This window comes from Nocardioides sp. NBC_00850 (assembly GCF_045207335.1).
In the GTDB taxonomy this organism is placed as follows: Bacteria; Actinomycetota; Actinomycetes; order Propionibacteriales; family Nocardioidaceae; genus Nocardioides.
Window position 1 is genome coordinate 1497762 of record NZ_CP108845.1, and the last position, 24085, is coordinate 1521846.

22 protein-coding genes are annotated in these 24085 nt (G+C 69.5%); 15 read left to right on the top strand and 7 right to left on the bottom strand.

What is annotated here, in order from left to right:
* Window positions 1–100 precede the first annotated feature (100 nt).
* From OH802_RS07315 to OH802_RS07355, 9 genes are all read left to right on the top strand, one after another.
* Complete coding sequence (locus OH802_RS07315) at window positions 101–3010, top strand: AAA family ATPase (protein WP_406026539.1); 2910 nt, start codon at window positions 101–103, stop codon at window positions 3008–3010.
* Window positions 3011–3100: 90 nt separating this feature from the next.
* Entirely contained in the window at window positions 3101–3241 is a 141-nt protein-coding gene (locus tag OH802_RS07320) for a hypothetical protein (RefSeq protein WP_350659948.1), read from the top strand.
* A gap of 101 nt (window positions 3242–3342) precedes the next feature.
* Window positions 3343–6222, top strand: coding sequence for an AAA family ATPase (locus OH802_RS07325; protein WP_406026541.1), 2880 nt, complete (start codon window positions 3343–3345; stop codon window positions 6220–6222).
* Window positions 6223–6291: 69 nt separating this feature from the next.
* Window positions 6292–6882 (top strand): hypothetical protein, encoded by a 591-nt coding sequence (locus tag OH802_RS07330; protein ID WP_406026544.1) that lies wholly within the window; start codon window positions 6292–6294, stop codon window positions 6880–6882.
* Window positions 6883–6932: 50 nt separating this feature from the next.
* Window positions 6933–7784, top strand: a complete 852-nt coding sequence (locus OH802_RS07335) for an aldo/keto reductase (RefSeq protein ID WP_406026546.1) — start codon at window positions 6933–6935, stop codon at window positions 7782–7784.
* A gap of 296 nt (window positions 7785–8080) precedes the next feature.
* Entirely contained in the window at window positions 8081–9940 is a 1860-nt protein-coding gene (gene dnaK / locus OH802_RS07340; protein WP_406026548.1) for a molecular chaperone DnaK, read from the top strand.
* Window positions 9937–10635, top strand: a complete 699-nt coding sequence (gene grpE / locus OH802_RS07345; RefSeq protein WP_406026550.1) for a nucleotide exchange factor GrpE — start codon at window positions 9937–9939, stop codon at window positions 10633–10635. Before dnaK ends, grpE begins: the two co-directional genes overlap by 4 nt.
* A gap of 81 nt (window positions 10636–10716) precedes the next feature.
* Window positions 10717–11910 (top strand): DnaJ C-terminal domain-containing protein, encoded by a 1194-nt coding sequence (locus tag OH802_RS07350; protein ID WP_406026552.1) that lies wholly within the window; start codon window positions 10717–10719, stop codon window positions 11908–11910.
* Window positions 11910–12344 (top strand): heat shock protein transcriptional repressor HspR, encoded by a 435-nt coding sequence (locus OH802_RS07355; RefSeq protein ID WP_378824100.1) that lies wholly within the window; start codon window positions 11910–11912, stop codon window positions 12342–12344. Before OH802_RS07350 ends, OH802_RS07355 begins: the two co-directional genes overlap by 1 nt.
* 214 nt (window positions 12345–12558) lie before the next feature.
* Here the strand turns inward: OH802_RS07355 and OH802_RS07360 are convergent, their stop codons facing one another.
* From OH802_RS07360 to OH802_RS07385, 6 genes are all read right to left on the bottom strand, one after another.
* Window positions 12559–13287 carry a DUF6230 family protein gene (locus tag OH802_RS07360; RefSeq protein ID WP_406026555.1) on the bottom strand — a complete coding sequence of 243 codons (729 nt, stop codon included), beginning with the start codon at window positions 13285–13287 and terminating at the stop codon, window positions 12559–12561.
* A gap of 26 nt (window positions 13288–13313) precedes the next feature.
* Entirely contained in the window at window positions 13314–14306 is a 993-nt protein-coding gene (locus tag OH802_RS07365; protein WP_406026557.1) for a hypothetical protein, read from the bottom strand.
* Between the two features lie 6 nt (window positions 14307–14312).
* Complete coding sequence (locus OH802_RS07370; protein ID WP_406026559.1) at window positions 14313–14792, bottom strand: DUF6114 domain-containing protein; 480 nt, start codon at window positions 14790–14792, stop codon at window positions 14313–14315.
* The gene (locus OH802_RS07375; protein WP_406026561.1) at window positions 14789–15700 is read right to left on the bottom strand and encodes a DUF6230 family protein; all 912 of its coding nucleotides are present in this window, start codon (window positions 15698–15700) and stop codon (window positions 14789–14791) included. Before OH802_RS07375 ends, OH802_RS07370 begins: the two co-directional genes overlap by 4 nt.
* Window positions 15697–16200, bottom strand: coding sequence for a DUF6114 domain-containing protein (locus OH802_RS07380; protein ID WP_406026563.1), 504 nt, complete (start codon window positions 16198–16200; stop codon window positions 15697–15699). The genes OH802_RS07375 and OH802_RS07380 overlap by 4 nt, the downstream gene beginning before the upstream one ends.
* A gap of 86 nt (window positions 16201–16286) precedes the next feature.
* Complete coding sequence (locus OH802_RS07385; RefSeq protein WP_406026565.1) at window positions 16287–16892, bottom strand: hypothetical protein; 606 nt, start codon at window positions 16890–16892, stop codon at window positions 16287–16289.
* Between the two features lie 225 nt (window positions 16893–17117).
* Between OH802_RS07385 and lepB (OH802_RS07390) the strand changes: the two genes are divergently transcribed.
* The 6 genes from lepB (OH802_RS07390) to OH802_RS07415 all read left to right on the top strand — a co-directional run bounded on the left by lepB (OH802_RS07390) (window position 17118) and on the right by OH802_RS07415 (window position 23125).
* Window positions 17118–17810, top strand: a complete 693-nt coding sequence (gene lepB / locus OH802_RS07390) for a signal peptidase I (protein WP_406026567.1) — start codon at window positions 17118–17120, stop codon at window positions 17808–17810.
* Entirely contained in the window at window positions 17807–18388 is a 582-nt protein-coding gene (gene lepB, locus OH802_RS07395) for a signal peptidase I (protein WP_406026569.1), read from the top strand. The genes lepB (OH802_RS07390) and lepB (OH802_RS07395) overlap by 4 nt, the downstream gene beginning before the upstream one ends.
* 125 nt (window positions 18389–18513) lie before the next feature.
* Window positions 18514–19833, top strand: a complete 1320-nt coding sequence (locus OH802_RS07400) for a hypothetical protein (RefSeq protein WP_406026571.1) — start codon at window positions 18514–18516, stop codon at window positions 19831–19833.
* On the top strand, window positions 19830–20831 hold the full coding sequence (locus OH802_RS07405; protein WP_406026573.1) for an Abi-alpha family protein: 1002 nt from the start codon (window positions 19830–19832) through the stop codon (window positions 20829–20831). The genes OH802_RS07400 and OH802_RS07405 overlap by 4 nt, the downstream gene beginning before the upstream one ends.
* Before the next feature lie 81 nt (window positions 20832–20912).
* Window positions 20913–22235, top strand: a complete 1323-nt coding sequence (locus OH802_RS07410; RefSeq protein ID WP_406026575.1) for a hypothetical protein — start codon at window positions 20913–20915, stop codon at window positions 22233–22235.
* Window positions 22232–23125, top strand: a complete 894-nt coding sequence (locus tag OH802_RS07415; RefSeq protein WP_406026577.1) for an Abi-alpha family protein — start codon at window positions 22232–22234, stop codon at window positions 23123–23125. Before OH802_RS07410 ends, OH802_RS07415 begins: the two co-directional genes overlap by 4 nt.
* On the opposite strand, the gene OH802_RS07420 is transcribed toward OH802_RS07415, so the two are convergent.
* Complete coding sequence (locus tag OH802_RS07420) at window positions 23094–23957, bottom strand: DUF692 family multinuclear iron-containing protein (protein WP_406026580.1); 864 nt, start codon at window positions 23955–23957, stop codon at window positions 23094–23096. The genes OH802_RS07415 and OH802_RS07420 overlap by 32 nt on opposite strands.
* Between the last annotated feature and the right edge of the window lie 128 nt (window positions 23958–24085).

Consider the following 24085-nt stretch of genomic DNA (forward strand, 5'->3'; position numbering starts at 1 on the left):
AGCAGGAGAGATCCCGCTCGGCGTTGCTTCATGTCCGGGGCACGGCGGTGTCGACCCCTGGGCCGCCCGGGTTTTGCCGGAAGGCGCGATGATTGCGCCCATGGCGCAGAGTGCCGAGAGGCTGGTCGGACGTGATGCCGACCTGGAGACACTGGCGGGGCTGGTGGGGCTGGACGGCACCGCACAGCCGGGCGGACGTAGGCATGTCCTCCTCGCGGGCGACGCCGGTGTCGGGAAGACCCGGATCCTGCGCGAGCTCCGCGGCCGTGCCGCCGTCGACGGCAGGCAGGTGCTGGTCGGCCACTGCCTCGACTTCGGCGACAGCGCCGAGGCCTACCTGCCCTTCACCGAGATCCTCGACAACATCACCACCGCGCTGCCCGACGTGGTCGCGCAGGTCGCCGACGTACATCCGGCGCTCCTGCGGATGGCGCCCGTGGCCCGTGCGCTCGGCGGGGCTGACACCGCCGTCCAGGAGGCGCTCGACCGGGGCAACCTCTTCGCCGCGATCCACTCACTCCTGGAGCGCGCGGCCGAGAAGGCGCCGCTGCTGGTCATGGTCGAGGACACCCACTGGGCCGACCAGTCCACCCGTGACCTGCTGACCTTCCTCTTCACCCGGCCGTTCGACGGCCCGGTCACGATCCTCGCCTCCTACCGCGCCGACGACCTCCACCGCCGCCACCCGTTGCGCCGCCAGCTCGCCGAGTGGACCCGGCTGCCGTCCGTCGAGCGGTTCCACCTCGGCCGACTCTCGGACGATGACGTACGCATCCTGGTCGGTGAGCTCGCCGGCGACCTCACCGCCGAGGTCGACGTCGAGAGCGTCGTACGTCGCGCCGACGGCAACGCCTTCTTCGTCGAGGAGCTGGTGCAGGCCGCCGGCGCCGACGAGCTGCCCTGGGACCTCGCCGACCTGCTGCTGATCAGGCTGGACCAGCTCGACGCGACCGCGCGCGAGGTGGTCGACACCGCCAGCGCCGCCGGGCGCGACGTCAGCGACGAGCTCCTCGAGGCCGTCGCCGGCCTCGACCGCGCCACCCTCGACGCCGGGCTGAGGCAGGCGATCGAGCGCGCGATCCTGGTGCCGCGCGAGGACGGCTACTACGTCTTCCGGCACGCGCTGCTCGGCGAGGCCGTCTATGACGACCTGCTGCCGGGCGAGCGGGTCCGGCTCCATCAGCGGTACGTCGAGGCACTGAACAGCGACCTCACGACCGGCAGCGCGGCCGGTCTCGCGCGCCACGCCCGCCTCGCCGGCGACCACGAGACCGCGCTCACCGCCGGGATCGCCGCCGGGGACGAGGCGGCCGCCGCGGGTGGTCCCGACGAGGCATCGCAGCACTATCAGCAGGCGATCGCCCAGCTCGCCGGTCGTGCCGACTCCGACCATGACACCCAGCGCCTCGTCGATCTCGTGGTCAAGGCCAGCGACGCGATGGTGGCCGCCGGGCACGCCGATCGGGCCGGGAAACTGGCCCGTGAGCAGCGGGAATCGCTCCCGGCCGATGCGCCCGGTCTGTGGCGCGCGCAGCTGATGACGGTCGAGATCGAGACCAGCTTCGCCTACGTCAACGACGTCCGGGTGGGAGCGCTCGCGGAGAAGGCGATGGCGGAGCTGCCCGAGGACGCCCCGCCGTTGGTGCGGGCGCGACTGCTCGCGGCGTACGCCCGGTCGCTGATGATCTACCGCCGTCACGGAGACGCCGAACGAGCCGGCCGGGAGGCGCTGACGCTGGCCGAGGAGCTCGGCCGGACCGGCCTCGCCGCAGAGGTCGCGGCGACCCTGGCCGGGTCGTGGGGACGTCCGCCTCAGCTGTGGATCGAGCCGCTCCGTGAGGCGGTTGCCCGGGCCGCCAAGGTCGGCGCGCTGCACCCGGAGTTCCGCGCCCGGCTCCAGCTCGCCTTCGCCCTCGACGCGGCCGACCGTCGCGACGAGGCCGGCGAGAGCTACCGCAGCGCCTTCGAGCTCAGCGTGCAGCGGGGCGTCCCCTGGGCGCCGTACGCCTTCGATGCCCGGATCGCCTGGCTCGACTACCTCCACACCGCCGGCCGCTGGGACGAGGCGCTCGCGCTGACCGACGCGTACGGCATCCCGCCGGTGCTGTGGCCGTGGCTGGAGTCCAAGCGGCTGATGATCGAGCAGGCCCGCGGCGCGGATGTCGGCGCCGAGGCACGGCGGCTGCGGCCGTCGTGGAAGCAGGAGGTGGCGACCGCGAGCGAGTCGGCACCCGTGGAGATCCGGGCCGCCGCGGGTCGTGGAGACATCGACGGGGCGATCGAGGCCTACGACGCCGGCGTCGCGGCACTCACCACCGGCTGGGGAGAGTGGTTCGGCGCCCATGCCCGGCTCTCGGCGATCGCCGTCGGTGCGATCGGCTCCGCCGTCCCGGCCGTCCCCGTCGGTGCGCGACCGCAGGTGATGGCGCAGGTGGACCGCATCCTCGAGGCCGGCACGCGGCCCGTCGAGACGGAGCAGCACTGGGGGCTGGAGGGGCAGGCGTGGTCGGCACGGCTGCGGGCCGAAGGGCTCCGTGCCCACTGGCTGGCCGGCATCTCCGTGCCCGAGCAGGCCGACCTCGTCGAGGCGTGGCGCGAGACCGTGGCCGCGTTCGAGGCCTTTCCGCACGTCCACGAGCTCGCCTGGTCACGGGTCCGGCTCGCCGAGATCCTCCGCGCGGGCGGCGACACCGCCGGCGCTCGTGTGCTGGCTGATCAGGCCAGGGAAGCGGCGAAGCGGCTCGGCGCTCGACCGCTTCTCGACCACCTGCTCACCCTCGGCAGCACGCCGCAGCGGTCGGCGACCGGTCCCTCCGGCCAGCTGACCGCCCGGGAGAGCGAGATCCTCGCTCTGGTCGCGGCCGGGCGCAGCAACGGCGAGATCGGCAAGCAGCTGTTCATCTCGACCAAGACCGTCTCGGTCCACGTCTCCAACATCCTGGCCAAGCTCGGCGCCTCCGGCCGCACCGAGGCAGCGGCCATCGGACGCCGCCGGGGGCTCGTGGAGTGACGCTGATCACCGCCGAATGAGGCACCCATGACGTACGCCTAAGGCAGGCGCCTCATGCGTGGTGCTACCTCAGGAGCAGAGGCTGGATGCATGACCTACAGCAACCAGATCAGCTACGACGCCGAGCTGGCCTACCGCCAGCAGACCATTCGCCGCGCGACCGCGGCCGACCGGCTCGCCCGCCAGGTGAAGCGCCGCCGTCCGCGCCGGATGGACTCGATACACAACTGAGTCCTCGGAGGTCGGTAATGCGGGAGAATCCCGGGCCCGGAGGCGCGATGATAGGGGACATGGCGCAAAGTGCTCGGTCATTCGTAGGTCGCGACCCTGAGTTGCGCACCCTCACCGGGCTGCTCGGAGTCGCCTCGACCACCGAGGCCCGGCGCCAGCACGTGCTCCTCGCCGGCGATGCCGGCGTCGGGAAGACGCGCCTGCTCACCGCGCTGCGCGACAGTGCCGTCTCCGACGGCTGGCAGGTGCACGCGGGACACTGCGTCGACTTCGGCGAGAGCGCCGTGGCGTACATGCCGTTCTCGGAGATCCTCGACCGCATCGTCGCGGACCTGCCCGACGTCGTGGAGCGAATGGCGGCCGACTACCCGGCGCTGGCCAGGCTGAGGCCCGTACGCCGCGTGATGGGCGCCAACCAGGGAGCCGCCCCGACCGGCACCGACCGCGGACAGCTCTTCGATGCCGTCCACACCCTCTTCGAGGCGGCCGCCGAGAAGGCGCCGCTGCTGGTCGTGGTCGAGGACACCCACTGGGCCGACCAGTCCACCCGCGACCTGCTGACCTACCTCTTCACCCGGCCCTACGTCGGCCCGGTCGCGATGGTCGCGTCCTACCGCGCCGACGACATCCACCGTCGTCACCCGCTGCGCCGCCAGGTCGGCGAATGGGGCCGGCTGCCCGACGTCGAGCGGATCGTCCTGGAGCCGCTCTCCGACGACTCGGTGCGACTGCTGGTCCACGAGCTGGCCCCCGGCAAGGTCGACGCCGAGCGAGTCGTACGCCGCGCCGAGGGCAACGCCTTCTTCGTCGAGGAGCTGGTGCAGGCCGGCTGCGACGAGGACCTTCCGGTCGACCTCGCCGACCTGCTGCTGGTGCGGCTCGACCGGCTCGACGGCTCCGCGCGGAGCGTGGTCCGCACGGCGAGCATCGCCGGGCGCCGAGTCACCCACGAGCTGCTCGCCGCGGTGACCGAGATGAAGACCGACGAGCTCGACGACGCGCTGCGCACCGCGGTCGAGCAGAAGGTGCTCGAGCCGACCGGCTCCCGCTACACGTTCCGCCACGCGCTGCTCGCCGAGGCGGTCTACGACGACCTGCTGCCCGGCGAGCGGGTGCGTCTGCACGCCCGGTTCGCCGAGGTGCTGAAGGAGACGCCCGGGCTGGGCGCCGCCGCGGAGCTCGCGCTGCACGCCAAGCATGCCGGCGACCTCGCGACCGCGCTACGGGCTCGCATCGCCGCGGCCGAGGAGGCCCGCAGCGTCAGTGGTGTGGGCGAGGCCGCCCACCACTACGAGAAGGCGCTGGGCCTCGCCGCCGACCCGAAGGTCGCCCAGGCGGCCGCGGTCAACCTGGACCGAGTCTACGAGCGCGCCGCCGACACGCTCATCCTCGCCGGACTGCCCTCGCGGGCCGACGCGATCCTGGCCGAGCGGCTCGACGCCATCCCGGCCGGCCCGTCCGTGGGCCGCGCGCTGCTGCTGGCGACCCGGGCCGAGGCGGCCCTCGCCATGGAGAACGGCGACCCGCTCACCCATTCCCACGACGCGATGGTCGCGCTGCCCGCCGACGCCGAGCCCAAGGCGCGGTGCGCGGTCCTGGCCGTGCGCACCCGGACGCTGGTCACCTTCCGCCGCAGCGAGGAGGCCGAGGCCGTCGGGCTGGAGGGCATCGAGATCGCCGAGCGACACAGCCTCTCCAAGCTCGCCTCCGACATGGCCACCAGCCTGTCGATGCTCAAGGTCCGCACCGGCCGCGCCGGCGGTGACAAGGTCGAGGGCTTCCGGCAGGTGCTGCGCGAGACGATCGAGCAGGCACGGCAGGTCGGGTCGACGTACGCGGTCAGTCGGGGTCTCTTCACGCTCGGCCGCTCCTATGACGAGGCCGGTGACTACGCAGAAGCGCTGAGGTGGTTCCGTGCGGTGATCGACGACACCGGCGGCGAGTCGCTGCAGTGGTCGCCCTACGCCGCCGCGGCCCGCTCCGACATCGTCCGGATCCAGATGGTCCTGGGGGAGTGGGACGAGGCGCTCGCGCTGACCGGCGGCAACCTGCCCGACGCGCCGCCGGTCCCGGTCGCGCTCCTCGACATGCTCCGGATGATGATGGAGCAGGCGCAGGGGACATCGGTCGGTGAGGCCGCCAACGCGTTGCGGCCGTTCTGGACCCAGGAGGGCCTGATCGCTCTCTACGGCTCGGTCGTGGAGATGACCGCGCGGGCCCGTGCCAGCGATCCAGAGGGAGTGCTCAAGGTCTACGCGGACGCGGTCGAGACCCTCTCCCAGTTCTGGACCGAGTGGTTCGGCGGCCGGGTGCGGCTGGCGGTCGTGGCCGCCTCCGGGATCGCGCAGATGCTGCCCTCGTTGCCGGCGGCGCGCTGGCCCGCGTTGGTGGAGGCCGTCGACGGGCTGCACAGCGACGGTGAGCAGGTGGTCGCGCAGTACGAGCCCGGAGAATGGGGTCCCGAAGGCCGGTCCTGGACCGCCCGGCTGGAGGCGGAGGTGCTCCGCGTCCACTGGCGGGCCGGCATCGACGCGCCGCCCCAGGAGTCGCTGCTGGCGGCGTGGGAGCGCGCCGAGCAGCAGGTCGAGGCCTACGGCGACGTCCCCGGTCTGGCCGCCGTCCGGACGACGTACGCCACCATCCAGCGGGCTACGGGCGACGTGGCCGGGTCACGGGTGACCGCCGACAAGGCCCGGACGACCGCGAAGCGGCTCGGGTTGCAGCCGTTGCTCGACGAGTTGAGATCGCTCGGCGCGACCGCGGTCAAGCAGCAGCAGGCGACGTCGACGTCGCTGACGCCGCGGGAGAGCGAGATCCTGACGCTGGTGGCCGCGGGACGCAGCAACGGCGAGATCGGCAAGCAGTTGTTCATTTCCACGAAGACGGTTTCCGTGCACGTCTCGAACATCCTCGGGAAGCTGGGCGCCGGGAGTCGCACGGAGGCGGCCGCCATCGCTCGTCGTCAGCAGCTGATCAGCTGAACCTGTGGTGCTCGGTAGGAACGTGTGGCTGAATTGTCACCATCACCACGGGCGGGTCGAGGAGCAGATGTGAAGCAGGGCGGGCAGCACCCGATCGCAGCCGGAGTCACGGCGCTCGTCGCGGTCGCGGTCGGGGTAGGACTGATCATCGGGATCGGGATGTTTGTCGGTGCCAACATCCTGGGCCTCGGTGGCGGCGGTGCCGCCGACGACCAGGCCACCGACCCGGACGCGGGTGCCTCGCTCTACGCTCCGTCGCCCAAGCCGACCAAGACCGCGAGCGGGCCGGCGATCACACTCAATGCCTCGCCCACGAGCGCTCCGGAGAAGCAGGCGGCCTCCACGAGCCCGTCGCCGTCCAAGACCGTCGAGGAGAAGCCCGCGAAGAAGGAGATCACCCTTCAGGCCGGAATCGTCCAGGCGAAGCCGATGGAGCAGATCGACCTCAGCGGGATCTACCCGCGCGGCGAGGGCGCCATCCTCCGCCTGGAGCGCAACGACGGCCAGGGCTGGGAGGAGTTCGGGATCCCGGACGTACCGGTCAGGGGCGAGCAGTTCTCCACCCCGATCCAGTCCGGCAGGATCGGGAAGCACAAGTTCCGGATGAAGGACATCGACACCGGCACCTACTCCAACGTGGTGACCGTGACGATCGGCTGAGATGGAGCCGAGGATGGAATAGGCCATCGCCCGCTTGGTTGTATGGGGATATGACGGTTCCCACGATCAAGCTCAATGACGGCACTTCGATCCCGCAGTTCGGTCTCGGTGTCTGGCAGGTTCCGCAGGACGAGACCGAGCAGGTGGTGAGCCAGGCTCTCGAGGCCGGCTACCGCCACATCGACACCGCGCAGATGTACCAGAACGAGGCCGGAGTCGGCGCCGCGCTGAAGAGCGCCGGACTCGCCCGCGAGGACGTCTACGTCACCACCAAGCTCAACAACTCCCAGCACGACCCGGCGAAGGCGAAGGCATCGCTGGAGCGGTCGCTGGAGCTGCTCGGCCTGGACCGCGTCGACCTGTTCCTGATCCACTGGCCGCTGCCGACGCGGTACGACGGGACGTACGCGAAGACGTGGGAGGCCCTCGTCGGCCTCCGCGAGGAGGGCCTGACCACCTCCGTCGGCGTCTCCAACTTCCAGCCCGACCACCTCGACAAGATCGTCGCCGAGACCGGCGTCGCGCCCGCGGTCAACCAGATCGAGGTCCACCCCTACTTCGCCAACGAGGCCGCTCGCGCCGCCACTCTGGCGCACGGCGCGAAGGTCGAGTCGTGGTCCCCGCTCGGGCAGGGTGGCGGTGAGCTCGCCGACCCGGTGGTCGCCGAGATCGCCTCCGCCCACGGCAAGTCGCCCGCCCAGGTCCTGCTCCGCTGGCAGATCGACCGTGGCGACATCGTCTTCCCCAAGTCCGTACGCCGCGAGCGGCTCGAGGAGAACCTCGCGATCTTCGACTTCGAGTTGAGCGCCGACCAGGTCGCCGCCCTCGCCGCCCTCGACAAGGGTGAGTCCGGCCGCTCCGGCCCCAACCCCGACACCTTCGACTGGATCCCGTCCTTCTGACGATTCCCCGCCGAGTCGGCCCGTCCTGACGCAATCCCACGCCGAGTCGGCTCGTCATGACGAGCCGACTCGGCGGAGTTTTCGGTCAGGACGAGCCGACTCGGCGTGATTTTGGCGGGTGCTGGAATAGGGAGCGTAGGGTCTTCGTTGTGGACAGTGAACGAAGTTGAGTTGATTCGACTCAACTTGTTTGCAACACTCGGCGGCAGCAGCCGCCAGGGCGGTGCAGACCACAGTCTTCCGGGGCTCCCCGGATTTCCACATACACACAGCTTCAACAAGCGGAGGTAGCAAAGATGGCACGTGCCGTCGGTATCGACCTCGGGACCACCAACTCGGTCGTCTCGGTTCTGGAGGGTGGCGAGGCCACCGTCATCGCGAATGCCGAAGGCGCCCGTACGACGCCTTCCGTGGTCGCGTTCAGCAAGTCCGGTGAGGTGCTGGTCGGCGAGGTCGCCAAGCGCCAGGCCGTCACCAACGTGGACCGCACGATCCGTTCGGTCAAGCGTCACATGGGCACCGACTGGAAGGTGAACATCGACGACAAGGACTTCACGCCGCAGCAGATCAGCGCGTTCGTCCTGCAGAAGCTCAAGCGCGACGCCGAGGCCTACCTCGGTGAGACGGTGACCGACGCGGTCATCACCGTCCCGGCCTACTTCTCCGACGCCCAGCGCCAGGCCACCAAGGAGGCCGGTGAGATCGCGGGCCTCAACGTCTCCCGCATCGTCAACGAGCCCACCGCCGCCGCGCTGGCCTACGGCCTCGACAAGGGCGACGACCAGACCATCCTCGTCTTCGACCTCGGTGGCGGCACGTTCGACGTGTCCCTGCTCGAGATCGGTGAGGGTGTCGTCGAGGTCAAGGCGACCTCCGGTGACAACCACCTCGGTGGTGACGACTGGGACAACGCGATCGTCAAGTGGATGGTCGCGAAGTTCAAGGCCGCCAACGGCGTCGACCTGGCCGCGGACAAGATCGCCGCGCAGCGCCTCCAGGAGGCCGCCGAGAAGGCGAAGATCGAGCTCTCCTCGAGCCAGAACACCTCGATCCACCTGCCCTACATCACCCACGGTGAGTCCGGCCCCCTCCACTTCGAGGAGACCCTGACCCGGGCGGAGTTCCAGAAGATCACCGCCGACCTGCTCGACCGCACCAAGAAGCCGTTCGAGTCCGTCCTCAAGGACGCCGGCGTCGCCCTCAAGGACATCGACCACGTCGTTCTGGTCGGTGGCTCGACCCGGATGCCGGCCGTGACCGACCTGGTCAAGAGCCTGCTCGGTGGCAAGGAGCCCAACAAGGGCGTCAACCCCGACGAGGTCGTCGCCGTCGGTGCCGCGCTGCAGGCCGGCGTGCTGAAGGGCGAGGTCAAGGACGTACTGCTCCTCGACGTCACCCCGCTGAGCCTCGGCATCGAGACCAAGGGCGGTGTCTTCACCACCCTGATCGAGCGCAACACCACCATCCCGACCAAGCGCTCCGAGATCTTCACCACGGCTGACGACAACCAGCCGAGCGTCGAGATCAAGGTCGCCCAGGGCGAGCGCCCGATGTGGTCGGAGAACCAGCCGCTGGGCAACTTCGAGCTCACCGGCCTCCCGCCGGCGCCGCGTGGCGTGCCGAAGATCGAGGTCGCCTTCGACATCGACGCCAACGGCATCGTGCACGTCTCCGCCAAGGACCAGGCCTCGGGCCGCGAGCAGTCCATGACGATCTCCGGCGGCTCCGCGCTGTCGAAGGACGACATCGACCGCATGGTCAAGGAGGCGGAGCAGTACGCCGAGGAGGACGCCAAGCGTCGCGAGTCCATCGAGATCCGCAACCAGGGTGACAGCCTCGTCTACACCACCGAGAAGTTCATCACCGACTCCGGCGACAAGGTCCCGGACGACGTGAAGACCGAGGTGCAGGCCGACCTGGACGCCCTGAAGAAGGTCCTCGAGGACGCCGAGGCCGACAAGGACGCCATCCAGACCGCGATCACCAAGCTCGGTGAGTCCTCGCAGAAGATGGGGGCGGCCATGTACGCCGCGGCCGAGGCCGAGCAGTCCGCTGCCGGCGGTGCCACCGGTGCGACCGGCGAGGCCGACGACGACGTCGTCGACGCCGAGATCGTCGACGAGCCCGTCGAGGGTGAAGAGGGCGACAAGAAGTGACGAAGCGCCGCCCCGGCGGGGCGGAGGAGGCCGTCGAGGAGACGACCACCGAGGCCCCGCCGCCCGAGACCGACGACGTCGAGGAGTCGACCGAGGCCTCCGAGGTGGACGCTCCTGAGGGCGACGCCCCGGACTCGGACGACGCCGCCGAGGCAGGATCCGACGAGGATGGCTCTGCCGAAGAGGCGGAGGACAAGGCGGACGAGGCAGACGACGAGGAGGACGTGATCGAGGACGACAGCGAGGTGGACTTCATGGGCGATGCCGCCGACGAGGTCGACAAGCGGGTCGCCGAGCTGACCACGGACCTGCAGCGTCTCCAAGCCGAGTACGTCAACTACAAGAAGCGGGTCGACCGTGACCGCGAGCTGGTCTCGCAGAACGCGACCTACAAGGTGCTCGCTCCGATCGTGGAGGTGCTCGACACCATCGACCGTGCCCGCGAGCACGGCGAGGTCGACGGCGGCTTCAAGGCCGTCGCCGACCAGCTCGAGAAGATCGTGACCAACCTGGGTCTGAAGAAGTTCGGTGAGCCGGGCGACGTCTTCGATCCCAACCGTCACGAGGCGCTCAGCCACATGGGCACCGACCCGGAGGTCGAGGAGACCTCGGTCAAGCTGGTCGCCAAGGCCGGCTACATGATCGGCGACCGGGTGGTCAGGGCCGCGCAGGTCCTGGTCGTCGACCCGGAGTGACCCGGAGTGACAACGATGGGTGGCCGAGGCTGTCGAGAGATCGACAGCCTCGGCCACCGAGAAGAAGGGAGGAGGGGCTAGGTGGCTGAGAACGACGGGATCCGGCCGGACTGGATCAACAAGGACTATTACGCCGAGCTGGGTGTCAAGAAGGACGCCTCGGGCGACGACATCAAGAAGGCCTATCGCAAGCTCGCGCGGGCCAACCACCCCGACTCCAACCCGGGCGACGACGCCAAGCACGAGAAGTTCAAGAAGGTCGCCGAGGCCTACGACGTCATCGGCGATGCTGAGAAGCGCAAGAAGTACGACGAGGTCCGCACCCTCGGCGCCTCGGGCGGGTTCCCGGGCGGCTTCGGCGGCACGAGCGGCGGCCGCGGCTACAACTTCGACGACCTCTTCGGTGGCGGCACCGCCCAGGGCGGTGGCCTCGGTGACATGTTCGGTGACCTCTTCGGGGGAGCCGGTGGCGCCGGTGGAGGCTTCGGTGGGCGGCGTACGACCCCGAGGGCTCGGCCGATCAAGGGTGCCGACGTCGAGACGAGCGCCACGATCGGGTTCACCGACGCACTCGAGGGCGTGACCATCTCGCTGCGGCTGACCTCGGACGCCGCCTGTCCCGACTGCAACGGCACCGGTGGCAAGCCCGGCACCAAGCCGCGGGTCTGCCCCGAGTGCGAGGGCGCCGGCTACGTCGTCAACTCCGTCGGCGGCGCGTTCTCGATGAACGAGACCTGCCCGCGCTGCGGTGGCCGCCAGCTGATCTACGACGAGGCCTGCCCGACCTGCCACGGCTCCGGTCGCGGCACCTCCGCGCGCACCATCCAGGCGCGCATCCCCGCCGGGGTCAAGGACCGTCAGCGGATCCGGCTCAAGGGCAAGGGTGCCGCCGGTGAGAACGGCGGCCCGGCCGGTGACCTCTACGTCACCGTGCACGTCACGCCCCACCGCGTCTTCGGCCGCAAGGACGACAACCTCACCATCGACGTGCCGGTCGGGTTCGACGAGCTGGCTCTCGGTGCCGAGGCCAAGCTGCCGACGCTGTCCGGCTCGCCGGTGACGCTGCGGATCCCCGCGGGGACCCCCAACGGACGGACGTTCCGGGTCCGCGGCAAGGGTTTCCGCCGCTCGGACGGCACCGTGGGTGACCTGCTCGCGACCGTCGAGGTGCAGATCCCGGCCGTGCTCGACGCTGACGCCAAGGCCGCCGTCGAGGCCTATCGGGCCGCGATGGCCGGCAAGCCCCTGCGTACGTCTCTTCTCGAGGAGTCATGATGAGTGACGGATTCGGCAGCCCGGCGCCGGATGCCGCGGTCTACGTGATCAGCGTCGCCGCGGAGCTGACCGGGCTGCACCCGCAGACGCTGCGTACCTATGAGCGGATGGGCCTGATCACCCCCGGTCGCACCGGGGGCGGCGGGCGCCGCTACTCCTTCCACGACATCGAGCTGCTGCGCTCGATCGCGGACCTGACCGCGGCCGGCATCGGCATCGAGGGCGTGCGTCGCATCCTCGCTCTCGAGCAGCACGTCGACGCCCTGCGCCGGCGCAACGAGGAGCTGCTGCACGAGCTGGCCGCGACCCGCGAGGCGCTCGCCCAGGCGCGGGCGGCAGCGCCCGAACCGAAGGGCCCCACCAGCAGGCTTCCTGCGGTTCGCCAGGCCCCGCCAGGACAGGCGATCGTGGTCTGGCGGCGCCAGCAGCAGTAGCACTGTTTGCCCTGGGATCACAGGAATGCTGTTGGCGAGTTGTGGATTTCGGTTAAAACCGATGTTGGTGCAATACCCGCATACTGATGAGTAAGCCGCGGGTGTCGGACCAACCCCCATATGGTCGGGGCACACGCGGCGGACCCGGTGGAGCCGACCCGAGACGGACCCGCCGGGTCCTTCCAATTTCGAGCGAGCTCAGCGGCCAGCACCTTCAGTTGGGGAATGTCCCGGCCTGCGCCGCCGCCTTGCAGGACTGGTTCCCCGGAAGCAGCTCGATCTCCAGGTTCGGCAGGGTCACCTTGCCCTCGATCTGGGCCTGCCAGACGTCGCCGTAGACGGAGTTGAGGTCGGCGACGGTCGCGTCGATGCCGGTGAAGCCCTGGCCGTTGTTGTGGCCGCCGTTGCCGCTGGCCTGATACCAGCTCGAGTCGAAGGCCTGCGGCAGACCCATCGGGTTGGCGGCGTACGGCGCGCTTCCCGGGTTGGTGGTCAGGTCCGTCGAGGCCAGCCCGATCTGGGCGACCCCCTGCAGGTTGATCCCAGGCGCGGCCGCGGCACGGAGCTGGGTGATGTCGAAGACGGCCATCTGGGCGTTGATCTCGTTGGTCGCCGGGTCGTCGTCCCCGGAGGTGAGCCTGACCGTGTAGCTGCCGAGCATCCCGACCTCCTCCACTCGGGAGAGGCAGAAGCCGTTCATCGTCGCGCTCGCGAAGCCGGCACGCAGGACCGGCGTCCAGTCGCCACCGCTGCTGGCGGCCGCCTGGGTCTGCACCAGCGAGGTGCCGAAGGCCGCGTCGGCGGCGTGGATGTTGGTCGAGGAGAACGTCGAGCTGCCGTTGTTGATCGTCAGCGTCGGGCTGAAGACCGCGGACGCGGAGGAGCCCATCGTCGCGACCATCCCGGCGAGCAGGCCGAAGCCGACCGTCGTCGCCGCGACCATGCGACGCCATCGTGTCCCGTACGTGCTCATCCCGCGGTCACCGTGATCGTCGTGTTGGGGAGCTGGATCGAGTTGAGCGGGTTCGTGGTGCCGCCCGGGGGATAGACGTACGGGTCGTTGCCCGCGTTGTTGTCGTGGGTGAACAGGTAGTAGAACTCCAGGTTGGCCGACAGGATGTTGTAGTCACCACCGGCCGCGAGGCCACTGAGGATCGCGGTGACCAGGTCGTTCCAGCCGCCGGTGCCGTCGCCGGCGAGCGTACGGATCTTCATCCGGCACGAGTCGCCGTTCCAACCGGCGGTGCAGATGGTGTTCTTCTGCGAGGTCGTGGTCAGGCCCGCGGCGATGATGAGGATGCCGGCCAGGTTGGTGACCGTTCTCCACGGGATCGCCACCCAGGAGTCGCCGGTGGTGAGCAGGTTCGTCTTCACGCCCGGCCCGCCGACGGTGAACGGACCGTCCGGAGCGATCCGGAGGGTGTGCGCCACCTTCGCGCTGGGGGCGGGCGCCGTCGTCGACCTCGCGGAGAGCACCGGAGCGCCGAACGAGGCGACGTTGCCGCGGAAGACGAGGTCGCTGAAGGCGATCTGGAACAGGCACATGGAGCCGGTGGCGGCGTAGTAGTAGGTGAAGCCCTTGTTGCTGTCGCAGTTGCCGTCACTGCTGTTGGTGTAGATGCCACGCACGTCGGCGGCGACGTTCGTGGTGCTGCTCCCGTTCGGCTCGCCCGCGGTCAGGATCCACCGCGTCCCGGACAGGCAGGGGAACATCCGGGTCCCGAAGAGGCGGCTCTGGAAGGTGCCGTTGTCGCCATTGTTCTTGAGCGGCACGACCTGCCGTCGTTGCTGCGGGTTGCTGCTGCCCGGCTGGTCGCACTGGAACGGCTGATAGCTGTTGTTCTGGCTGTTCGCCTCGGCCCGGTCGTCGGGTGACGGCCACAGCGCCGAGGACATGATGAGGAGCGCGATCGCGGTGACGACGACGAGGCGTTGCCTGCCGACGGTGAGCTGGTGGGACACGGCGGATCAGCCGCCGGAGGTGACACGCTCGGACGGCCGCGGCTTCTTCTCGCCCCAGGACCAGATCATCGAACCGCCGATGATGCCGAGGACGGAGCCGAGGACGAAGCCGCCCAGGTTGGCCGTGGGAAAGGCACCGAGCGCGATCAGGAACGCGACGATCCCCGAGAGCGACTTGTAGTGCGGTGCCAGCCAGGTGACCAGCCCGAACATGATCAGTGCTCCGCCCATGACGTAGCCGGCGGAGTACGACCAGCCGCCGGTCAGCGCGATGCCGATGTCGAACGACATCCAGTAGATGATCCAGGCGCCGGCCACGATGAGCCACAACGCGCCCCAGAAGGGTCGCGTACGCCGCCACGCGCGGAACCACGAGCGGATCGCTGCGAGGAACGCGCCGAGCCGGTTGCGGCGTACGTTCTCCGGTCGGGAGTCGGTGGAGAAGCCGAGGTCGTCTGTCAACGACCGGGTGTTGGATGCGGTCATGAGCAGTCGGCCTGCGTCCTGGCCCCGGGGACGACCTTGATGTTGAGCTCCGGCAGGGTGATGTTGCCCTTGAGGTTGAGTCCGTAGCTGTTTCCGTTGAGGCCGGCCACGTTGAGCTGGCGGGCGTAGAGACCGAAGGCGCCGGCCTTGGGCAGCTGGTTGGCGTTGCCCTCGAAGGTGAGTCCGGCGGAGTCGCCGACGGTCTCGGCCGACTGGCCGAGGTTCATGCCGGAGATCTTGTTTCCGTAGCCGCTGAGCGCGTCCGCGTTGATGAACAGGTTGGTCGCCGAGATCGCGTTGCCGAGGCTGCCGTCGGTGAGCTTGCCCGTGCTCGGGTCGGTGGTGGTGCCGGTCGGGATCGTGCTGCCGCTGTAGCTGTCCGGGATGTCGTCGCCGGCGGTGATCATCAGCGAGTAGCTCCCGACGAGCGGGATGTTCTCGGTGGCGATCCCGCACAGGCCGGCGAGCTTGGCCTGGTGGATGCCGAGCTCGGTGACGCCGCACTGGGTCTGTACGTCGGCGACACCGGGATCGCAGTCGGTTGCCCCCTGGCGGCTGGTCGGGGCGAGATAGCCCGCGGCGTGCTCGGCGTCGAGGTAGTTGGAGTAGAGCTTGAACTTGGCGTTCCCGGTGGTGAAGTTGACCGCCAGGGCGTTCTGCGAGACCGCGCCGAACATGGCCACGAGAGCGGCGCTCCCGACGATCATCAGCGGCAGCGAGCGCTTGCGGCTGCCGCGACGTACGGACTCCGCATCCGCCTTCATCTGTGCCGACTGCTCCGCGGCACGGTCGATGGCGGCGTACGCAGCTCGGTAGATGCGGCCGGTGAGCCGGCCCCACGCGCCGAGCACGCCGGACTCATCGCCCCAAGGGTCGGGCCGCTCGAAGCGGCGGGCTCGAGGGCTCATGCGGTCGCTCCGTTCCGGGCCGGCTTGCCGGCCGCCTTGCGAGCGCGCTTGCGGGCGTCCTTCTCGGCCATCTTGGTCAGCTGCTTGTCGGTGTAGGGGGTCCAGGCGACGATCAGGGCGCCACCGGTGACGCCGGCGACGGTGCCGATGATCAGGCCGCCGAGGTTGGCCAGCGGGAGCGCCGCGATGGCGAGCGCGACCGAGACGATCCCTGGGAACGTCCGCTGCGCGGGCATGAACATCGCGATCAGCGCCGCGGCGGCCATGGCGAACGAGATCAGCACCGGCGGCAGGGTCCTGTCGCCGAAGGCTGCGAAGATCGTGAAGTCGAGCTGCTTGGAGAGCATCGAGGACCCGATCATCCACGACGACCACAGCAGGATCAGGCTTCCCCAGAAGGGGCGGGTGCGCCGGAAGCCCTTGAAGCCACGCGGCGTGGGGACGGCGGCTGAGGTGCTCACGGTGGGTGCTTCGGGGTCGATGGGCGTCTTGTCAGGCATGGGGTTCTCCGGCGGGGGCTGGGGCAGAGGTGTTGGCGGGCGCTCCGGAACGCCCGCCAACTACTGCGGGCTGATGAGGTGGAGTGCTACGGGTTGAGCGTGATCGACAGGTTGTCGAGGCTCAGCGAGCTGAGCTGAACCGCGTACGCCTTCGCCGACAGGTTGTTCAGCACCTGCTGGCCGCTCTGGCCGGCCGTCTGCGCGGCCTGGAGTGCGAAGCCGTCCGCCACGTAGCCGGGGCCGCCCGGGGCGAACCCGGCGTCGGCCTGCGACTGGCCCAGGGTGACGTTGGCCATCGTGGCGCCGCTCGGCGTGTTGAGCGAGGCGGCGTTCAGTGCCACGTCGCCCAGGTTGATCGCCGAGTCGGTCGAGGTGATCCCCAGGTTGAGGCTCAGGCCCGGGAGCACCTCCACCTCGGGTGTCACGACGTTGAGCCCGTTGGCGACGGAGCCCTCGGTCTGGGCGTATATCGTCCCCTGGTTGTTGCCGGCAGAGCCGATCTCAGTGGCGCCGGTGCGCATCTTCAGCGCGTCGGCGGTGAGGCTCGTGCTCATGTCGAAACCGCCGGTGGACGAGATGACCGCTCCGACCATGCCGGACAGCATCGCGTACCCCATGCCGGCGGAGACGACCGCCGCCGGCAGCGTCACGGCCGCGAAGCGGCCGAGACTGGTATGCCCCATCTTGTTCATATGTGCTCCCTCGTTGGAACCCGTCCCTCACGGGCTGATGAACCCGAGAAAAGGTTCGCCGCCCACGGCCCCTAATACCCTGGGTGGCATCACAGACTGTGACGGTCGCCACGTGCTACGGTCAAGCAAATCTGGACATTTGATCCCTAAATGTCTACCGAGTGAGGCGATCCTTGCGTGGGTTTGTCCTCGCTGTCATCGATCTGCCCGAAAGAGGGTCTGGTTGTGTTCGGAAGACCTCTGAATGCGCGTCTCGCTGACGAACGCGGCTTCGCCGCGACGGCCATCGGGTGGGTCGCGCTGGTGGCGTTTCTGCTGGTGATGACTGTCGTCGTCGCCGCGCTCTTCGGCTCGTTCACGGTCAAGGGGCGCAGCATGGAGCCGACGATGGTCTCCGGCGAGCGGATCCTGCTCGACCCGCTGCACAACGACGACATCCAACGCTTCGACCTGGTCCAGGGCATCGAGCCCGGACCGGAGCGCTTCGGCGGTGGGTCGCAGGTGGTCAAGCGGGTGATCGGGATGCCCGGCGACCGGGTCGCGATCGCCGGGGGCGAGAAGCCGGTCGTCTACGTGAGCCCCGCCGGGTCCGCCGAAATCTACCGGGTCGACAACCCCGCCTGGCCGACCAGGATCGGGGCTGAGCTCGGCATGTGCTGCGAGCCGGACGGGACGTACGACGACGATGCCGCGTCCGGAGCCTGGGTGACCGTCCCGCGCGAGTCGCTGTGGGTCCTCGGGGACAACTGGGGCGGATCGACCGACTCCCGCGGCTTCGGTTTCCTGCCGGTGGCGGACGTCTCCGGAAAGGCCTGGCTGCGGTTGCTCCCGGCCGGCGCGTTCGGCGGGTTCGGTGACGGTGGTGTCGAGCTGGTCGAGGTGGCCGCGCCTGTCGCCGGGCTGAAAGTACGGCCGTGAGGAAGGTCCTCACGGCGAGCGGTGTCGGCGCCGCGGTCGCGGCCTTCGTCGCACTGGTCCTGGTGGTCGCCGCGCTCGCCTTCTCCGTCACCGTCGACGGCACGAGCATGGAGCCGACGCTGAAGAACGGCGACCGGATGTTCCTCGAGTTCTGGACACATGACGAGATCGAACGCTTCGACGTCGTCGAGGCGGACGCCCCGAGCGCTGTGTCCGGTGGTGGCACCCGGATCCTCAAGCGGGTGATCGGCATGCCCGGTGACCGGGTCTCGGTCTCCGGCGATGCGCGGGTGCTGGTCCGGCCCGCCGGCGAGGACGAGACCTATGTGGTGGAGAACCCGGCCTGGTCCGCCGAGGCTGGTGCCGAGCTGGAGTGGCTGAGGGTTCCCGAGGACGCCTACTGGCTTCTCGGCGACAACTGGAGCGCCTCCACCGACTCGCGCAGCTTCGGTTTCGTCGATGCCGAGGCCGTCCATGGCAGGGTTGTCTTCCGAATGCTCCCCCTCCGTCGGAACGGGATGATCACCCGGGACGTACGACTCGCTCCCGTCGAACCCGCTCGATCTTTGGATCGATAACTGGGTGATCGGTGGACATTTTGCCCCAAGTTGTCAAACGGTGGACTAGCCTTCGCGCCAGGGAGACCACGACACCGCTTGAACCTGGGGCGGTCTCGTGGATGAGGAAATGAAGGTCAGGTCTTGTGTCTAACACCATTTCGGCGGGGTTGACCCTGCTAGGCGAGTTCAACTGGTTCGAGTTCTGGTCGGTCCCGATCTTCACCGCCGTGATCGGCTGGCTCATCAACTGGTCGGGGCTGTGGATGCTCTTCTCCCCGATCCATTTCCACGGGATCACCGTCCCGGGGCTCAAGCAGATCGCCGGCTCGCTGCCGCGCAAGGTCCAAGAGATCCCGGGCATCCTGCGCGGCGGGCTCGGCTGGCAGGGGATCGTGCCGGCGCGGGCCGCGAAGATGGGCTCGATCGCCGTCGACCGGGCGCTGTCGCAGATGGCGACTGCCCGTGACTTCTACGAGCAGCTCGAGCCGGACAAGATCGCCGCCCACATCGTCGACGTCTTCCGTCCCGAGATCCCGTTGCTCGTCGACGAGATCATGTGGCGGGAGCACCCCCGGTTCTGGCGCGATCTGCCGCGCCCGCTGCGTACCGTCGTGATCCAGCGGGTCCAGGACCGGCTCCCGGAGGTCGTCGGTGACGTGACCGTCGAGATCGGCAACCACATCGACCAGATCTTCGACCCGAAGATCATGGTGATCGAGAACTTCGAGAAGGATCCCTCGATCATCGTGCGGATCTTCAAGGACTTCGGGGCCCGCGAGCTCCGGATGATGGTGGTCTTCGGGGCGATCTTCGGTTTCCTGCTCGGCATCCCGGTCGCCGTCGTCGACCAGGCCTTCCACATCTGGTGGCTGCTGCCGATCCTCGGTGTGCTGGTCGGCTGGACGACCAACCTGCTCGGCATGCTGCTCATCTTCGAGCCCGCCGAGCCCAGGCGGATCGGACCGTTCAAGATCCAGGCCCTCTTCGCCCGGCGGCAGTGGCAGGCCTCCGACATCTACGGCAAGCACATCGCCAAGGACGTGATCACGCTCGAGCACATCGGCGAGCACCTCCTCAACGGGCCGTCCGGCGACCGCACCCGGCAGATGCTCGCCTCGGCCCTCGAGCCGGCGGTCAACGCCGCGGTCGGACCGGCCTACGGTGCGGTCCGGGTCGCCGTCGGGACCAGGAGGTTCGATGCGATCCGGTCCTCGGTCGCCGAGCAGGCCGTCGACTACACGCTCACCCCGCTGCGTGACGCCGCCTTCAGCCAGCAGCAGTCGCGCAACATCCGCCGGCTGATCGCCGACCGGTGCAGGGCGCTGCCTCCGAAGACCTTCGTTGAGATGATGAGAGCCGCGATCAAGGAGGACGAGTGGCTGCTCTACGCCCACGGGGCGATCATGGGGCTGGCGGGCGGATTTCTGCACGTGGCAGTCTTCGAATGGTGGAACGTGTTGTGAGCGCCCTCCACATCAACACCGAGCCGGGGGCCCGTCGACCACGCTCGATCGAGCCGCCCGAAGAGCTCGTCGAGGGCCGGGAGGGGATGCACCGCATGCCCACGCCGGCCCCGAGCGGCGGTCTCGTCGACGATGCGATGGAGGTCCTCCCGGGCCTGCTCAGGATCTCCGCGGTCACGGTCGCCCACACCGCGGGCTGGGGGCTGAGGACGTACGCCCGAGGGATGGGGCGGGTCGCGAAGGCGGTCGTCGATCCCGACGAGGCGGTCCGGCTCACCGAGGACGTGGCGACCAACGCCCGCCAGGTGACCGCCCTCGCGAAGCGGGTCGCCACGGGCAACCCGGTCACGGGTCTGCTGGAGCGGTTCGCACTGCCGGCCGCCGAGAGCGCGAGGGCGGCGATGGAAGGTCGTGCCGCGCGGGTCAACGGAGTCGCCCCGGGCGCGGAACCCGACCGACTGCGGCGGACCGGCGAGGAGCTGCTGCGCCGTTCGCGCGACGTATGGGACGAGAACGAGCGCCACCCGGCCTTCGTGTCGATCCTCAACGAGCTGGCCCCCGACGAGGCCCGCATCCTGGTGCTGATGCTCAAGGACGGCCCGCAGCCGGCTGTCGACGTGGTCGAGGGTGGCCTGATCGGGCATCTGCGCGGGGCGCGGATGATCGCCCGGGGACTGACCATGATCGGAGCGCAGGCCAGCGTGCGCTACCCGTCGCTGGTGCCGCAGTACCTCAACAACCTGACCCGGCTCGGCCTGGTCTGGCAGTCCGAGGACCCGGTCAGCGAGCTGATCCGCTACCAGGTGGTCGAGGCGCAACCCGACGTACTCGCGGCTCTTCACGCCAAGGGTGGTGCCCGGATCAAGCGGCGCTCGATCCACCTGACTCCGTTCGGGCAGGACTTCGCCCGGGCCTGCTTCGCCGACGTCGAGGATCTCGACCGGCTGCCGAGCCATGAGATCCCGCCCGGCGCGGCGACGGAAGCCTCAACCGAATAGCAGACGCTTCAGGGTGTTTGCGTTCGCCTGTGGGTAGGGTACGCATACTGACGGTCTGGAACTCTGGCGGAAGGAGCTCGGATGTCGCCGGAGTGGCAGGACTCGCTGGTCAGCTGGTTCGAGGACTGGGCTGCCCACGTCCACTGGCTCTCGCTGATCACCATCCCGATCTTCACCGGAGTGATCGGCTGGCTGATCAACTGGTCGGGCCTCTACATGCTCTTCTCCCCGCTCTCCTTCAAGGGGTTCCAGGTGCCCGGGCTGCGCGAGCTGACCCGGGTGCTGCCGCACAAGCTGCAGGAGGTCCCGGGCTTCGCCCAGGGCGGGATCGGCTGGCAGGGCATCATCCCCGCACGGGCCGCGAAGATGGGCTCGATCGCCGTCGACAAGGCGATCGCCAAGCTCGGCACACCCAGCGACTTCTACCAGCAGCTCGGCCCCTCGGAGATCGCCACGCACATCGTGGAGACATTCCGGCCGGAGGTGCCCGAGCTGGTCGAACAGATCATGATGCGCGAGCACCCGCGGCTCTGGCGCGACCTGCCGCGGCCGGTCAAGGACGCGATCGCCGTCCGGGTGCAGGCGCAGCTCCCCTCGATCGTGCACAAGGTCACCGACGACATCGGCGTACACATCGACCAGCTGCTCGACCCGAAGCTGATGGTCATCGACCACTTCCGCAAGAACCCCGCCCTGGTGGTCAGGATCTTCCGCGACTTCGGGCAGCGCGAGCTCAACCTGATGGTCGCCTTCGGGTTCATCTTCGGCTTCCTGCTCGGTATCCCGGTGGCGCTGATCGACCAGACCTTCCACGTCTGGTGGCTGCTTCCCGTGCTCGGCGTGGTCGTCGGCTGGGTGACCAACCTGCTCGGCATGTGGCTGATCTTCGAGCCCGCCGAGCCGCGGCGCATCCTGGGGATCAAGGTGCAGGGCCTCTTCCCGCGCCGCCAGGAGCAGGCCGCGGAGGTCTACGCCGACATCATCGCCACCGACGTGATCACGCTCGAGCGGATCGGCGACTTCCTGCTCGACGGCCCCCGCGGCGACGCCACCCGCAAGCTGCTGATCAACGCGCTGATGCCCGCGGTGGACAGGGCGGCCGGGCCCTACCGGGGTGCGGTGCGGATAGCGCTCGGCTCGGAGCGGTTCGACCGGATCAGCACCTCGGTGGCCAACGAGGCTGCGGATCGCACGCTGGTGCCGTTCCGCGATCCCGGCTTCAGCCGTCACCAGGCGGAAAAGATCCGTGACCTGGTCGCGCGGCGCACCAAGGAGCTCCCGCCGGGCGACTTCGTGGACATGATGAGGTCAGCGATCAAGGAGGACGAATGGATGCTCTACGCCCACGGCGCGATCATGGGACTCGCGGGCGGCTTCCTTCACCTTCTAATCTTTCCGACATGAGTCTCCTCGGCAAGGTCATCCCGACCGCCTCCGCCGTGGCCGGCACCGCACCCGGTCTGGCGAGGGTGGCCGCGGGGGCTGCCTGGCACACCGCCGGGTGGGGGCTGCGCACCTCGAGCCGTGCCGGCATCCGGGTCGCCCGGGCGGTGGTCGACCAGGACGTACGCGTGGGGCTGGTGCGGGAGACGGCCGAGGCCGTGGGCATCGTCGCCGGCACCGCGGCCCGGATCATCCTGCCCAACGCGAACCAGGTGATGGAGCTCTCCGACGCCGACTACGAGGCCGCCGGTCGCGATGTCGTGCTCGCCCGCACGCGAGAGGCCGAGGCGTCCGAGGACTCCCTGCCGGTGCTGCGCCGACGAGGGGCCGAGCTGCTCGACCGGTCCCGCGACGTCTGGGCCGATGAGCAGGGGCACCCGGCGTACGCCCGGATCCTCGACGAGCTCGCGCCCGACGAGGCGCGGATGCTGCTCTACCTGCTTCAGGCCGGGCCGCAGCCCTCGGTCGACATTCGGACCGGTGGGCCAGCCGGTCTCGTCGGCAGCACCATGATCGCGCCCGGTCTCAACATGATCGCGGGGCGCAGCGGCGTGCGCTATCCGGACCGGGTGCCGGCCTATCTCAACAACCTGTTCCGGCTCGGGCTGGTGTGGTTCTCCAAGGAGCCGCTGCCCGACCCGTTGGAATACCAGGTCCTCGAGGCCCAGCCCGACGTGCTCGGGGCGCTGCACTCGGTGAAGTTCGCCAAGATCGTGCGCCGCTCGGTGCACCTGACCCCGTTTGGCGAGGCCTTCGGCCGCACCACGCTGGTGGACGAGGTCTCGGCCGAGGCCACCTTCCCTGAGCATCAGGCTCCGGTCACGGGTGGAGCGGATCTGCCGAAGGCGTAGAGATCGCCTCGACGAGCTTCGTGAACTCGGGGTCGACGGTCTGCGGTGACACATCCGCGTCGCGTTCGAGCATGATCCCGGGGAGCCGGCGCCCGGCGTACGCCTCGACCGCCGTCGCGAGCAGCGACAGCACCGGCGCCGGCATCGGGTGGGCGTGGGTGTCGATGTAGAGGCCCTCGCGCTCGGTGCCGCCGGCGACGTGTATGTAGGCGACCGCGTCGAGCGGGAAGCGGGCCAGGTCGGCGACGGGGTCGGAGCGGCGGGCGACCGCGGACGCGTAGAGGTTGGCGACATCGAGGACGAGGCGTACGCCGGTGCGTTCGACGAGCTCGGTGAGGAAATCGGGCTCGCTGATGGTGTCCTCGGGCCAGGTGAAGGTGGCGGCGATGTTCTCGACCGCGAGCGGCACCGGCAGCTGGTCCTGCGCGAGCCGGATGTTGTCGACCAGCACGTCGAGCGAGTCGTTCGTGCGCGGCGGTGGCAGCAGGTGGCCGGCCTCCAGGACGTCGCCGTGCAGCGGGTCGGGGGAGTCGCTCGCCCGCACGAACGCGACGTGCTCGGAGACGAATGGGCTGTCGAGGACCTCGGCGAGCTCGGCCAGCCGGGCGAGGTGGTCCGCCGCGGGGCGGTCGGCGCCGGCCAGGCCGAGGGTGACGCCGTGGGTGATGATCGGGACGCCGAGATCCCGGACGGCCTGCGGGATCCGCGCCGGCGCGGTGTTCTCCGCGATCACCTCGGTGAACCCGAGACGGCCGGAGGTGGCGTACGTCTGGAGGAGCTCGGCGATCGCGGGACGCCATGCCACGGCGACTCCGGAGACCGAGGGGTTCACAGGGAGAAGTGTGGCGGATCGAACGCGATCGTTGTGGGGTCTTCCGGTATTCTGAACACCTGTTCTCCAATCGTTCAGCAACCCTCGCCGGTCCTGGCTCGAGGCCCGGGTAGGAGCCCCCATCTTGG

What these genes read in the sequence shown, in the direction of transcription:
- OH802_RS07360 (WP_406026555.1), bottom strand. Translation starts at nt 13,287, where the DNA reads ATGGTCGCGGCGACGACGGTCGGCTTCGGCCTGCTCGCCGGGATGGTC.
- OH802_RS07370 (WP_406026559.1), bottom strand. Translation starts at nt 14,792, where the DNA reads ATGACCGCATCCAACACCCGGTCGTTGACAGACGACCTCGGCTTCTCC.
- OH802_RS07385 (WP_406026565.1), bottom strand. Translation starts at nt 16,892, where the DNA reads ATGAACAAGATGGGGCATACCAGTCTCGGCCGCTTCGCGGCCGTGACG.
- OH802_RS07380 (WP_406026563.1), bottom strand. Translation starts at nt 16,200, where the DNA reads ATGCCTGACAAGACGCCCATCGACCCCGAAGCACCCACCGTGAGCACC.
- OH802_RS07355 (WP_378824100.1), top strand. Translation starts at nt 11,910, where the DNA reads ATGAGTGACGGATTCGGCAGCCCGGCGCCGGATGCCGCGGTCTACGTG.
- OH802_RS07375 (WP_406026561.1), bottom strand. Translation starts at nt 15,700, where the DNA reads ATGAGCCCTCGAGCCCGCCGCTTCGAGCGGCCCGACCCTTGGGGCGAT.
- dnaK (WP_406026548.1), top strand. Translation starts at nt 8,081, where the DNA reads ATGGCACGTGCCGTCGGTATCGACCTCGGGACCACCAACTCGGTCGTC.
- OH802_RS07335 (WP_406026546.1), top strand. Translation starts at nt 6,933, where the DNA reads ATGACGGTTCCCACGATCAAGCTCAATGACGGCACTTCGATCCCGCAG.
- OH802_RS07315 (WP_406026539.1), top strand. Translation starts at nt 101, where the DNA reads ATGGCGCAGAGTGCCGAGAGGCTGGTCGGACGTGATGCCGACCTGGAG.
- OH802_RS07410 (WP_406026575.1), top strand. Translation starts at nt 20,913, where the DNA reads ATGTCGCCGGAGTGGCAGGACTCGCTGGTCAGCTGGTTCGAGGACTGG.
- OH802_RS07320 (WP_350659948.1), top strand. Translation starts at nt 3,101, where the DNA reads ATGACCTACAGCAACCAGATCAGCTACGACGCCGAGCTGGCCTACCGC.
- OH802_RS07415 (WP_406026577.1), top strand. Translation starts at nt 22,232, where the DNA reads ATGAGTCTCCTCGGCAAGGTCATCCCGACCGCCTCCGCCGTGGCCGGC.